Source organism: Candidatus Similichlamydia laticola, from assembly GCF_003339615.1.
GTDB lineage: Bacteria > Chlamydiota > Chlamydiia > Chlamydiales > Parilichlamydiaceae > Similichlamydia > Similichlamydia laticola.
The window spans coordinates 1-12,331 of sequence record NZ_QQBG01000014.1 but is presented as its reverse complement, the minus strand read 5'-3'; the positions used below and the strand labels follow the sequence as shown (position 1 = coordinate 12,331).

The 12,331-nt window shown below is 43.6% G+C and carries 12 protein-coding genes; 5 read left to right on the top strand and 7 right to left on the bottom strand.

Annotation, left to right across the window (positions count from 1 at the left end):
- A partial coding sequence (locus HAT2_RS02020) for a DUF3378 domain-containing protein (RefSeq protein ID WP_114544359.1) occupies nucleotides 1-242 on the bottom strand: 242 nt, incomplete at its 3' end.
- Between the two features lie 89 nt (nucleotides 243-331).
- A complete protein-coding gene (locus tag HAT2_RS02015; protein ID WP_114544358.1) occupies nucleotides 332-1,315 on the bottom strand; it encodes a ketose-bisphosphate aldolase in 984 nt (327 codons plus the stop codon).
- A gap of 260 nt (nucleotides 1,316-1,575) precedes the next feature.
- Here HAT2_RS02015 and HAT2_RS02010 point away from each other — a divergent pair, with 260 nt between their 5' ends.
- Genes HAT2_RS02010 through HAT2_RS02000 form a run of 3 tightly spaced genes read left to right on the top strand, consistent with a single transcriptional unit; the run spans nucleotide 1,576 to nucleotide 5,895 of the window.
- On the top strand, nucleotides 1,576-3,696 hold the full coding sequence (locus HAT2_RS02010) for a tetratricopeptide repeat protein (RefSeq protein ID WP_147267486.1): 2,121 nt from the start codon (nucleotides 1,576-1,578) through the stop codon (nucleotides 3,694-3,696).
- Nucleotides 3,697-3,741: 45 nt separating this feature from the next.
- Entirely contained in the window at nucleotides 3,742-5,190 is a 1,449-nt protein-coding gene (locus HAT2_RS02005; protein ID WP_114544356.1) for a magnesium transporter, read from the top strand.
- A gap of 3 nt (nucleotides 5,191-5,193) precedes the next feature.
- Complete coding sequence (locus tag HAT2_RS02000; protein WP_114544355.1) at nucleotides 5,194-5,895, top strand: SAM-dependent methyltransferase; 702 nt, start codon at nucleotides 5,194-5,196, stop codon at nucleotides 5,893-5,895.
- A gap of 163 nt (nucleotides 5,896-6,058) precedes the next feature.
- Here the strand turns inward: HAT2_RS02000 and HAT2_RS01995 are convergent, their stop codons facing one another.
- From HAT2_RS01995 to HAT2_RS01985, 3 genes are all read right to left on the bottom strand, one after another.
- Nucleotides 6,059-6,835, bottom strand: a complete 777-nt coding sequence (locus tag HAT2_RS01995; RefSeq protein ID WP_147267485.1) for a hypothetical protein — start codon at nucleotides 6,833-6,835, stop codon at nucleotides 6,059-6,061.
- 61 nt (nucleotides 6,836-6,896) lie between these two features.
- A complete protein-coding gene (locus HAT2_RS01990) occupies nucleotides 6,897-7,634 on the bottom strand; it encodes a hypothetical protein (protein WP_147267484.1) in 738 nt (245 codons plus the stop codon).
- Entirely contained in the window at nucleotides 7,600-8,694 is a 1,095-nt protein-coding gene (locus HAT2_RS01985; RefSeq protein WP_114544352.1) for a hypothetical protein, read from the bottom strand. Before HAT2_RS01985 ends, HAT2_RS01990 begins: the two co-directional genes overlap by 35 nt.
- Nucleotides 8,695-8,772: 78 nt before the next feature.
- Here HAT2_RS01985 and ruvB point away from each other — a divergent pair, with 78 nt between their 5' ends.
- Together ruvB and HAT2_RS01975 are read left to right on the top strand one after the other, a co-directional pair.
- Nucleotides 8,773-9,801, top strand: a complete 1,029-nt coding sequence (gene ruvB, locus HAT2_RS01980; RefSeq protein WP_114544351.1) for a Holliday junction branch migration DNA helicase RuvB — start codon at nucleotides 8,773-8,775, stop codon at nucleotides 9,799-9,801.
- An 84-nt stretch (nucleotides 9,802-9,885) separates the two neighbouring features.
- Entirely contained in the window at nucleotides 9,886-10,494 is a 609-nt protein-coding gene (locus HAT2_RS01975; protein WP_147267483.1) for a hypothetical protein, read from the top strand.
- Here HAT2_RS01975 and HAT2_RS01970 read toward each other — a convergent pair.
- Entirely contained in the window at nucleotides 10,448-11,119 is a 672-nt protein-coding gene (locus HAT2_RS01970; protein WP_114544349.1) for a DUF502 domain-containing protein, read from the bottom strand. The two genes, HAT2_RS01975 and HAT2_RS01970, sit on opposite strands and share 47 nt — an antisense overlap.
- On the bottom strand, nucleotides 11,106-12,331 hold a 1,226-nt coding region (locus HAT2_RS01965), incomplete at its 5' end, for an RNB domain-containing ribonuclease (protein WP_114544348.1). The genes HAT2_RS01965 and HAT2_RS01970, both read right to left, overlap by 14 nt.

The following is a 12,331-nucleotide window of genomic DNA, read 5'->3' as shown; positions in this document are numbered from 1 at the left end:
GAGGAGTAAGAGAAGTCACCTAAAAATGGCTCTAAGGCAAATTCGATAAATTCTCGGCAGACGATGTCTTTGCCTTGAATAACACACTTTCCAGTCTCATAAAGGCAACAAGAAACACCTGCTTTTTCTAAGCTGAAAACAACACGCGGAACCTTCCGTTTTCGGTTAAACCCACTCTCGAGAAGGAACGCTTCTAGCTCAGCCCATTTCTCAGAGTCCACCTGGATAACGCGTACGCTCATTTAACCTCTGTGATAACAAGGTGAGGAGACAGGCGGGGCCCATTATCACATTTTTTTCTTTTAGCCCCAACCTTACCGAAATAAGCGAGTTAACTAATTAAAAATTGAATTTTATCTATTTGACCAAATGCAAGCATACGTTCTAAACAGATGGTCTTCATCGCATCACGAGCCGCGCCCATATAGATTCTTGGATCGAAAACGTCTTTTTGCTCATGTAATACTTTCCTTACGGCGCTTGTCATGGCTAGTCGCAGGTCTGTATCAACGTTAACCTTTCTAACACCAGCTTTAATGCCTTTTTGAATTTCTGAAATGGGGACACCGTACGTTTCAGAAATGTTTCCCCCGTATTGGTTGATGCACTGCAAAAGTGCTTGTGGAATAGAGCTACTACCATGCATGACTAAATGGCAATGAGGTATTTTGTTATGAATTTCTGTAATCCGATCGACAAAGAGAACTTTTCCATCCGGTTCTTTCTCAAATTTGTACACCCCATGACTTGTTCCGATGGCAATAGCCAGAGAATCTACACCTGTTTCCTTGACAAACCTTTGCGCTTCTTCTGGATCAGTGAGGAGATCTTCTGGTTTAAACTGACTTTTTCCAGCTTTTGCTTTTTCAATAGATCCAATGCAGGCTAGTTCTCCTTCAACGGAAATGCCATGACGGTGCGCATAACGAACCACCTCTTCGGTTATTTGCTTGTTCTTCTCATAAGAGTTAGGTTCCTTTGTTTTGGGATCGATGGATCCATCAATCATGACACTTGTGAAACCTAGGTCTATAGCTCTTTTACAGGTTTCTAAGCTATCTCCGTGATCCAAGTGTAGGACTATAGGAATGGAGGGGTAGAGATCGAGGGCTGCCTGAACCATGCGTTCGATAAATTTATCTTGAGTGTATTTCAAGGCTCCTCGGCTGACTTGCATGATAACAGGACTTTTGCTTTCCTCTGCGGCAGCCATGATAGCTTGAATTTGCTCCATGTTATTAATATTAAACCCTGCAACAGCAAATTGATGCTTTGCGGCGCAGTCCAAAAGTTTTCGCATTGAAATAAGTGGCATAACATTTCCCTTAAGTTTGTTTCGGTTTACTTTAAGAACGGAGTCAGTTGTTTTTCGTATCCTGCTCTTCAGCGGAAGGAGGTGAGAACTTAGGGGAAGCTTAAAAAAGAGTTCGTACTCCTTGGCTTTATTGGAGTATCTTGTGTTTAACGCCGGGTATTGAGTCGAGAGGAGCTCGTTCCTTGGTTCCCCTTACACCCTTGGCTAACACAGATTTATTTTGTATTGTACACAGGATGCGCAGGAGGGCTGCCTTTCCTATGGAAGAAAATTCACGGGCTTCTATTTTGCGCTTGGCCTTGGAACAGCAGAATTTTGCTCTCTTGGAAGGATTCAAACGAGAAGGCTCTTGGTCTACTTGGGTAGCAAGAGACCGAGAACTTTTTGCAGAAGCCCTGGTCTCGGAGGGGAGAATTTTCGCTAAGGAGAATCTCCCCGGTCTTAACCGTAGAATGTTAGATTGCTTTGACCTAGCCTCGAAGGTTGCTCCTATGAGCCACCAGGTGGCTTATTTACAGGGGCAAGCCTTTTGGAACTGTTATTTAAATGGCAAATGTCCCGGTGCCCTTAGTCATGCTGTCTACCGTTTAAGGAGGGCTTTAGAGATTTCCTCCGTCCACACTCCCTCTTTACATCTGTTCCTACGCGTTGTCCTCGCTGCACAATCTTTTTGGCTTAATCCAGTTAGCCTTCTACAGGAAGCCTTTCAGCTTTCCTGTAGAATGATCTCCTCTTTGAAAATCGATACAGATACATATGTCCTGTGGGCTGAATTGCTTTTTTCCATAGCCAAGCATTCAGGAGAGATTGGTGATTATGTTAAGGCTTTGGATTGTTTTGCAAAGGCTCAAGAGGGGAACTGTAATAATGTTTCTTTCTGGATTTCTTACGCAGATTGCCTACTTTGTCTTTCACAACGCATCTCTGTTCCTGAACCCCTTTACCAAGCAGAGACACTCATTGCGCACGCGGTTAGCTTATCACCAGAGAGCCCCGACGCCTGGCTGCTTTTGGCCCGTTTCTATACGAGGTTAGTTTTTTATCAAGGATTTGACGAGACTTTAACTAAGGCTGAAGAGGCGTTTTCTGGTGCTCTTGCTAGGGGAGCCAGTCGTATTGAAGTCAGTTTACAATGGGCAGAATTGTACTATTTTGCAGGGCGGATTCGTCAACAGGTGCAATTTTTACGCATTGCGTGTGATAAGCTCCAGATTGGATTAGCTCTTGACCCTGCTCATCCAAAGCTGAACAGCTTATTGAGTTGTTGTCAGGCTCTTTTGGGAGCTTATGATGACAATTTGAGCCTTCTAAGGCAGTCTGAACAGGTTTTATTAGATGTTTTGGATCGTGAACCAGAAGAGCCCGTTCACCACTATCGCCATGCTATGACCCTATTGGAACAAGGAAAATATTTCTGTGACACACGTTTCTTTCAAAGCGCTTTGGTTCGCTTAAAAGCTGCTGTGGTACAAGTCGGGCGATCTAACTGGATCAACCTTGGACTAGCTCAAACGTATTTTCTGCTTGCAGAGGCAACAAATAATGCTTCTTTTTTTAGGCAAAGTTTAGATCAATTCAGAGAATGTGCTGATCTTTGTAAGGAACATCTTTGGGTACAGCTGGAATGGGCTGTGGCTTTGATGAGGACCTCTGAGACATTTGGGAACAGAGAGTTGCTTAATGAGGCCTTATTAAAGTTTTCTTCTGTTTTGGACGAATATCAGTCGATGGGTGTCGCTGTCGATGCTGAATTATTGTACCAACATGGATGTGCCTTAGACTTGCAAGGAGATTACTCCGGAGATGAAAGCTTTTATGATCGTGCTGTTCAAACCTTGGCACTTGCGCAGAACATCGAGCCTAATGCATTACATATCCGTTTGGCCTTTGCTTTTGCTTTGTCTCATCTTGCAGAGGCAACATGTGATCCAGAATGTTTTTTGAAAGCCTTTGAACATTACCGAATTCTTTCTGAAATCGATCCGGAAGATGATGTAATCTGGAGCGAGTGGGGGCTTTGTATTTTATGCTTTATCAAGTCTTCTGTTCCACAACATTACGTCCTGTCGTATTATGAGAGCCATCTTCAGGAAGCAGAAGAAAAATTTTTGACAGCATTAAGACTAGGAAGTCAAGGCGTTTTGTACAACTTAGCTGGAATTTATGCTATCCGTGGTGATGTTGAAAAGGCGTTACAATGTTTTTCGAAGGCAGTTGAAACAGGGACGATCCCTACCTTGGAAGAGGTCCTTGAAGACGATTGGCTGGAACCGTTACGTGGCGATGCTTTCTTTTTAGAAATGTTGCGCAATTTGGAAGAAAGTGCAAGTTCCTCTGAGGATTTGGATGACGACTTTTCTGTTTGGAGCCGCCATAAATAGTTCGAGTCGCGCTGGGAAGGAATAAACTTCAAAGGAGGACTGATCTTGAAAGAAACGGACTCAGAGATCATTCCAGAGCGGGGTCATCTTGTGCCCAAAAGCTACACTGCTCGAGACAGTTTGTTGTACGAGAAATTGTCTTATATCTTCAGCTTATCTTCACAAACCCGTTTTTGGGATGAGTTGCACCTTCTTTGTTCGCAATCTTCCCCCGAAGATTTGGCTCATGTTGCTCAGGGTTGCACTTCAGAGCAGCGCGTGTATCTGTATGAAGCTTTGTCTAACTTTGAAGATCAGGTTAAGTTTTTCGCTAGTTCAGGAAAGTCAACAAAAAAAGCCGTTGCCACTACTTTAGATGATGATGAGATTGCTGAGATTATCATGCATTTACCCGTAGATGAGGCTCTTTTGATCATCGAAGCTATCCCTTATGGCCGAGATCGACGGGTAATGGCTCTCTTGGAGCCTAAAAAAGCCGCAGCAATTTCTGCTCAACGGGGATATGTTCCAGGTACAGCTGGTCGTTTGATGTCTAGGGAGTTCTTTGCGTTCCAGGCTAATCAAACGATTGGAGATGCTTCTGTCTTCATTCGAGAGCATCCTGAAATTGATTTCTTGCGTCGGGTTTTTATTCTGGCCCAGAAGGGCAACTTGAAAGGTTTCGTTCCTTCTCGAGCTTTATTAATTTATCCTATGAATATGCCTCTTAAGAGGGTCACAAAACCGATTTCTCAAGCTGTAGGACCTGACTCTCCTCTTGAGGAAATCGTAGAAATTTTTGATAGGTATAAGAGCACGGATCTGCCTGTTATTGACGAGGAGGGTTGCTTGTTGGGTGTGATCACTTATGAAGACATGCTCGACTCTATTGAAGAAAGAGCAGATAAGACGATTGCACATATCTCAGGGACAGGTGAGGAGATTGAAGGAGATGTTCCACTTTTTAAGGGAGTTCTTTCTCGTGCGCCCTGGTTGGCCATTACCCTTTGTGCAGGATTGCTCAATGCAGGCAACTTATCACGCTTTCCAGTCAAATATAGGATACTTCTCCATTTCGTTCCCATGATCAATGGCATGTCTGGTAATGTCGGTTTGCAATGTAGTACCGTTCTTGTACGTGGTATTGCAGCAGGTTTGGTCCCAGAACGGTCGACCTTACCTGTTATTTTACGTGAAACGGCTATTGGGGCTTCTGCAGGGATTTTGTTTGGATGTTGTGGTGGTCTTCTCATTATGTTGTTACAAGCTGTATTTGGCATTTACGGTTCTATTGCTATTCATCCGTGGGAGTTAGGTCTTGTCGTGAGCATTGGACTAAGTGGAGCTTGTCTTTTTGCGACCACTTTAGGGGTCCTATTCCCTTTACTTTTTCAAAAGATAGGAGTGGATCCTGCTGTTGCTTCTGGACCTATTGTAACGGCTATCAATGATGTTAGTTCTACGGCCATGTACTTTTTTGTAGCTCAGCTAATGGTTCGTTTGCTTTTTGGTTAATGTATGTCCCTTTGGGAAGAGTTTAAGGTCATCTTGCGTTTCCATTTTTTTCGGGTTCATTCCTTCTTTTGGGTCCTGAAAGAATATGTCTGTTGTCCTAGTTTTGCTCGGATTGATATCACCCTTTTTCTATACTATTCCTTTTCTAATCCTTACCGACTTTGTAGGGATTTTTGGGAGGGAATGTGTGTGCATTCGATGCCTTATGGAGAGACCCCCCTAAGGACTTGGAGTAAAATTTGTCAAGAAATGGAAGTGAAGAAAAAAGATACGATTTTAGACTTAGGATCAGGAAGAGGAAGGCTGCTCTTTTGGTCTTTATCTAGGCTAGGATGTCAAGTAGTTGGTGTCGAAATGGTTCCTCATTTTGTTCATCGTTCCCGTTGTCTTGTTGAGTTTTTTGGTTTGTCAGATGGGGCCAGCTTCCTTTTAGGAGATTTATGTTCTGCCCCTTTTGGACAGGCAACAGCTGTCTATTTTTATGCTTCTCTATCAGATGAAGATCTCCTCTGCGATTTGGCAATCTGGCTTTCCAGTTTGTCTCATCGTCCACTTATCGTAACCGTTGGGCAGAAACTCTCTGATTATATTCCCAGCTTCTTGATTGAGAAGGAAATAGAGGGAGAGTTTGGATGGGGGAAGACATCTATTTATTTTCAGAGGTACCGAGATAATTCTTTGACATTGTCTAATACAACACCGTGACGGTAAACAGACCGAACAAGGCGCTGAAGAATACAGAGGCGCAAGTCCCGGTTTGTCACACTTGGCGGCACCAGATCAAAGAGTCCACTCAGATTCAGAAGTAACCTAGCCTCTTTAGAAAGACGAAAGAGTAGCAAACATGGTCTTGCGCCTTTCCAAGACATCAACCTTTCCCAGAGAGGATAGAAGAGCACTCTTGGTTTCTCCTATCATCAATGCTTTGTAATGTTTGTGTTGCCATGTCAATGTTCCCTTGTAATGAGTCACAAACCTTATTGGATTGATTTACTGCACCCAAGTAGAGATCGCGTACGACAGAATAACTTGTTCGGGCTGTATCCACTAGCCCAACCTCTAAAGCACCTTTTCCTGTTTTACAAGATTCCCCAACGACTTGCATAATTCCAGGAAGCCTAGCCTTGTCCATCTTCAAAAGTTGGGCGCATCCCACTAAAGCACACCCTACGGTGGAGAGAGAAAACAGACCACTCGACTTGGATCGCATGCTAGCACCATAATGTCTCAAGTCTCTTAAGACGTTATGCCAATTCATTTTGATCGTAGATCCCAAAAGTCGGTGCGATTTCAAGTTGGAATGAGAAACCTTCAAGAGAACCGAGCACATCCGATAAATCGGATCCATCATTCTTCTGCTTGTATTCTGAGAGTCGACATGACCGCTCTCTATGGGTGCAGAAGCCCCTGTCTCAGATAGCAGCCCCAGCTGCTGAGCATGTCGTGCTGAAGAAAGCACTCCCTCTGCCTGTTCCCGCTTCCTCGATTCTTCCCGCTGCCGACATTCTTCCTCTTCTGGGATTTCCTCCCCGAAGGCTCTCGCTGCGTAAGCAGAAACCCGAGAAAGAGCCTTCTTTTTCTCTTTCCCCAAAAGGTGACAACACTTGCTGACGATCCTGTTGATCAAATGGCACGTTCTCAGCATTTCTATTACCAGCGGGCTTCACCTAAAGACAAGGAGTATAGAATAACGAGGAAAAGACGTCTCATTGTCTTTTCAAGATCTCATCTAAAGCATTTTCTTGCATCATGGACATTTGTCTGATCAACCCAAGGGCTGAGCCATCTGAATTCATAGAAGCAGAAAACGTTTTGGCTAAGAGTTTAAAACTTGCGCCTCTTTGTTCCTGTTTCAACCGGATGGTATCATGATTCAATTCAAGCTTTGTTATTTTCTTTTGGCAACGTTCTCCAAAGATAGAAATGGCTGCTTGACCAATAGCTAGACCCGCTCCAAAGGCCTGTGCAGCTAATCCTACGGGTCCTCCTAGAAAAGCTTTGAGATAGAGACAAGAGGAAGCCAATTCAAGAATCCTTGCTGTTTTAGACTGCCAGTTGGAGGTCGGTTGACTAATACACCTTTTCGATTGGATACCCCAAAAGACACTCGCTGCAGAACAGGCCAAGCCGAACATCCCTGTAGTAGAGACTCTTCTTGTTCCAAAAGTTCCCCAGGGCAGTAATCCCGAGATTAAAGCAGTTATCTTAGATGCAGCGTGACTCATCGAAAGCCTGTTATGATAACAGTTTTGCTCCTGAATGTATGCCCGGCTTATCTTACTGTCTTTCTTGTAATCGGCATGACAAGCCTCTGTCTGAGAAACTAATAAATCTTGAAGGGAACAAGATAGACTAACGGAGCGCTCAAGATTTTCCTGTACGGGGTGTTGCTTTATCGTCATGGAAAACTTACCAACGCATGTTTTTGAGAAACTTCGTTTCACAATCTAAAAGAGAGTTGATGATGTGCCCGAAAACCTTAACGAACTCTGCGCGCCTAGAAACTTCCTGAGACATCCTAGAGTAAATCAACTTAGTCTCGTAGCTTCCCTCTGTAAGAGTATGCAATACACCGTTGATAGTGTTTCGCTTCTCTTCCTCCGTATCCCAAGAGAAATGGCAACCCTTAAATTTGGGAGAAACAGATTGAATGGCATTAACAATCTCTGGATATTTCTTAATATCTTCCACACGGTCAGGAAGGGTAGGCAACTTTTGTAATAGAAAGCGTAGCTTTGAACGCACCCTGTTTTGGGCCTCTAATTCATCTAGTAGAGCATGGATGCTTTGATCGGATTTCTCGACTTGTTCACCTAAGGAGGCAATGAGCTTACTGTCACAGATCACGGTTTGCTGTCTCTGATCTATTGGTCTGTTTACAGCAAATGCAACTTCGTAAGGTGATTTGAAAACATGCTGCTCTCTTTGGATTTGTTGCGGAAGAGGGACAGCTATTTCTTGAGGAATAGGCAAAGCAACAGAGGGGGGTATTACCTCCTTAACAGGTGGTAAAAGTTCAAGATGAGAAGAAGAAGCAGTCTCTAGGTAAGCGAGGGCTTCCGCTGTTTGTTGCTGGTATCCTTCTTCGTACCTTTCTAAAAGGCCTCCCACTAGCTGGTCTAGGTGATCCTCTCGTCCAGTTTTGAGAAATTGGTAGGCTAGAATAGATAGATGATCTCCTTTGAATCCGTTAGGACACGCATTTTTAAGAAGTTCAAGGAGAGCTTGGGCCTGTTTCAGGATGGTTAGCTTTTTGGGGCTTCGCCCGTCATTTTTTTGCAACTCAGATACCGAAGAAAGAAGATCGCACACTGCTTCGGCAAGGGCACTCTGATCCACCACCCTTTGTGAAGCCCTTTTGAGCAACCTCTTTCGTAGGCGAAGGGCAGCAAGAACCAGAGAACATCGATCATGATCTTGGCGATCCCAAAGAACAGAAAGAGTTCGGTCAATAGTCTCACTTCTTTGTCCAAGGTCACCTAAGCAATCAAGATCGTGTTCCATAAAGAAACCTAAAAAATTTCAGAGCGGGATTCTAGAGGTGTTCGTACAATAAATCAAGAGATCAGATGAGGGAGAGATGTGAGTCACACCTGCCTATTTTCTTGTCGTGGAGAAGATCCACCTAGTCAAAAAAAGAAAAAAAAATTGAAAAAAGCAGAACCGATCATTCCTAGTCCGGTTCTTTTGCCATCTGGACTGCGTGATATTAGAGGGCAGAGACGTGTTGTACAGCAACTCAATATGCTTTGTTCCGCGTGTTTGAAGGAATATAAGCCTCTGCCTCATCTCCTCTTTTGTGGGCCTCCAGGATTAGGGAAAACGACATTTGCTCGTTTGTTAGCTTATGAAATGAAAACAACAATTGAGGTTATTTCTTGTTCATTTATTCATTCTCCTTCTCACCTCGTTTCCGTTTTATCTCATTTGAAAACAGGAGATATCCTTTTCTTAGATGAGATGCATGCTATGAACAGATCTTGTAGCGAATCTCTTTATCATGCCATGGACCATTTCGCTCTTGAAATTCTCCTAGAGAAGGGCAAGACATCTCGTCCACTGGTTGTGCCTCTGAATCCCTTCACCTTGATTGGAGCAACAACGCATCCAGGCAGGCTTTGTAAGCCTTTTCTTTCTCGTTTTGAAGCTGTACTGGTTTTTGAAGATTATACTGTAGAGGAACTGATGGAGATCGTCCTATCTGCGTCTGAAAAATGGGATCTAAAAATGGAACAAGACGCTGCAGAAGCCATAGCGATTCGCTCCAGAGGCACTCCTAGATTGGCTCTCCATTTTTTAAAATGGTCCAGGAGGTTCTTATTGTCATCCCGAAGAGAGTTTTTGTCCGAGCAGTGTGTGCTTGAGGCCTTGGAACTTTTGGGACTTGATGCAAAGGGGCTTAACTCGATTGAGAGGAAGATTTTGGAAATTATATTGAACCTTTATGAAGGTGGCCCAGTTGGTGCGCAAGTCTTAGCTTCTCATATTGGAGAGAGTGTGGAGACGCTAGAAGAGGTTTATGAACCTCATTTGTTAAGAGAGGGATTTTTAATCCGTTCCTCTCGTGGGCGCTGTATAACCAAGAAGGGTAAGGCCCATTTTCAAGGTTAATCTTCCTAAGGGGTTTGTAAAGATTGAGATTCAAAGCCTCCCTTGAGCTTGACCCTGAATAAAAGCTTCGATAAATGTTTTTACATGAATTGTTCAAGGGGCATGCTGTGTGCGCTCGCCCTCGTTCGAGGTGTTTTTCGTTGTGGAGATAAAAAAGTGTCTGTGAGCCGTTTGTGCAATTACTTAAGATTTCTGGTTTGGGTTGTCTTTTTTTCCCTTCAGATACGACCTCTTTGGGGAACTGCCCCTTATTTTATCGAAGTCCCTGGAGCTTTGTCCTATGAGACAGATTATACAACTGCTTTTCGAAGGGCCCTACAAGATGAAAAACTAATTTTTGTTCTTTTTACCCGTACAAGGGGGAAATGCTCTTGTTGTGATCAAGTAAGAAAAATTTATTTTGAGTCACCCTCTCCTCTAGCATATTGGAAAAAATTTTTTATTTTCTGCTGTATAGAGGTCGAAAGAGAACCCGCTTCAGCACAGTCTCTTTTCTTGAAAAAAATGATGACAGGGAGTTCTAAAACAGACATTTCCGTTCCTTCTTGTGTTATACTCAGCACCACGTCTTTGAACCATTTGCCTCTACTTTCGCTTCCCCGAACACAAGAGGAGATTGAGGCCTATCTTGAAGAGTCTATTTTGGCTATTCCTGGGTGTTGTGAGGGGAGAACACATCCCTTAGGTCAATGACACCGCAGCTAATCACGAACTTGAGCCCTTCTTCCATAGAAAGGTCTGTTGGAACGATTAATTCACGATTGACAAGCAGGATGAAGCCCGTGGTCGGATTAGGCGTTGTAGGTACAAAGACAGAGATAAAGACGCTCTCAGGGTTTCCTTTGTCCCATTTTCCTTCCTCTTTGATGAGAAATGCAAGGGCGTAACTACCAGAATGGGGGAAAGGCACCAAAACAACTTCCTTAAAAGGAGCTTGGGAAGATGCGACAAAGGACTGCATGACTTCCCTAGAAGCCTTGTAGACAATTCTGACGAATGGGATTTTATTGAGTAGATTCTCTCCTACTTCCACCATTTTTTTGACAACATACCACCTCGTAACGGCACCAATCAAAACGGTTGAAATAGCCATAATGGCTAGAACAGCAACTTCTACGAGATAGAAGAGCAATCGATGTTCGTAGACGACGTTCGTTCCTAACAGAAAGGAAATACCTGAAACAAAAGGAGTTGTCAGAATTCTTAGCGCGAACTTGGCAACAAGAGCGGTAGTGACAAGAGGTAATACGATAGCCAATCCAGAGAGAAAGTGATTCCGAATAGAGTTGCCTATCTGTCTTTTCTTACCTTGAGCCATGAGGGCGCCTACGGAGGTTTTTTTTCCTAGAAGCGAAAGGTGGAGTAGAGGATGGATCGGCTGTACGCTGTAAATCTAAGCTATAGTGTACGAGGCCTTTCCATCGAGTCTTCTGAGTCAACAAATCAACTGAAGTAAGCTCAATTTCCATTGTGTCTCCAGATTTGTAGATTGTGCCTGTTCTGGACGACAAGAGAAGATTTTCTTCATCGAACGTCAAAAACTCTCTGCTAACATGGGAAACATGTAGAAAGATTTCAAAGGAAAGCTCTAAAAGTTCTAAGATTACTCCTGACGCCCGAACCTTCGTTATCCTTGCGAAAAAGACGTTTTTCCCCTCTGCTAGAAATCTAGAAAGTAGGCGCAATTTCTTCAGAAGAAGGATGCTTTGTTCTGCCTTAGCACTGTTTCTTTCTGTGCTGGATATAAATTTAGAAATGTCCTGAAGAGCTTGAAGGGGCTCAATTTGACCGAAAAGTGAACGAATAACAACAAGATCGGAATAGCGACGAATCGGACTTGTAAAGTGGCAGTAGTGCTTCAACCTCAGACCAAAATGCCCGATATTGTCGACTTGATAAAAGGCCATTTTCATGCTTCGGATGTACTCGAGAGTGAGAATACGGCCAAAAGGAGTCTGGCTAGCTTGATCTAACAGGCCAGGGACATCAACTTCTTCGCTATTTTCCACCCTTTTTATGGGGAAATGACATGCCTCAACTTGAGCTAGAAACTCTCGAAAAGAGTCCTCAGAAGGTGGTTCATGAGCTCTGTAAATTGTCGGAGTTTGGTTTTCGGCTAGATGACGCGCTATAACTTCATTTGTCTTGACCATGAACTCTTCTACCATTTGGTGTGTCACATCATAGGGAATACGCTGAAGAGATATTGTTTCCCCTCTTTCATTGCATATTACTTTCATCTCGTCGAGATTCATGTCGACAGCACCACGGAGCCTTCTCTGGCTTTTCAAAAGTAGGCAGAGATCGACCATCATTTTGAGTTGAGCAAATCTCGGGCTTTCCTCTTTTCCTTTGTCTAAAATCTCTTTTGCTCTTTCGTAACTGAGTTGTTCCTTGCTTTCAATGACGGAGCGAACAATTTTGTAATTAAGTAGATTGCCTTCAGCGTCGAAATTCATGACAACGGAAACCGTAAGGCGAGGGACACCAGCTCGCAGGCTGCACAAATCATCTGCTAGGGCATGAGGCA

What these genes read in the sequence shown, in the direction of transcription:
- HAT2_RS01995 (WP_147267485.1), bottom strand. Translation starts at nt 6,835, where the DNA reads ATGCTGAGAACGTGCCATTTGATCAACAGGATCGTCAGCAAGTGTTGT.
- HAT2_RS01970 (WP_114544349.1), bottom strand. Translation starts at nt 11,119, where the DNA reads ATGGCTCAAGGTAAGAAAAGACAGATAGGCAACTCTATTCGGAATCAC.
- HAT2_RS02015 (WP_114544358.1), bottom strand. Translation starts at nt 1,315, where the DNA reads ATGCCACTTATTTCAATGCGAAAACTTTTGGACTGCGCCGCAAAGCAT.
- HAT2_RS02010 (WP_147267486.1), top strand. Translation starts at nt 1,576, where the DNA reads ATGGAAGAAAATTCACGGGCTTCTATTTTGCGCTTGGCCTTGGAACAG.
- HAT2_RS01985 (WP_114544352.1), bottom strand. Translation starts at nt 8,694, where the DNA reads ATGGAACACGATCTTGATTGCTTAGGTGACCTTGGACAAAGAAGTGAG.
- HAT2_RS01975 (WP_147267483.1), top strand. Translation starts at nt 9,886, where the DNA reads ATGAATTGTTCAAGGGGCATGCTGTGTGCGCTCGCCCTCGTTCGAGGT.
- HAT2_RS02000 (WP_114544355.1), top strand. Translation starts at nt 5,194, where the DNA reads ATGTCCCTTTGGGAAGAGTTTAAGGTCATCTTGCGTTTCCATTTTTTT.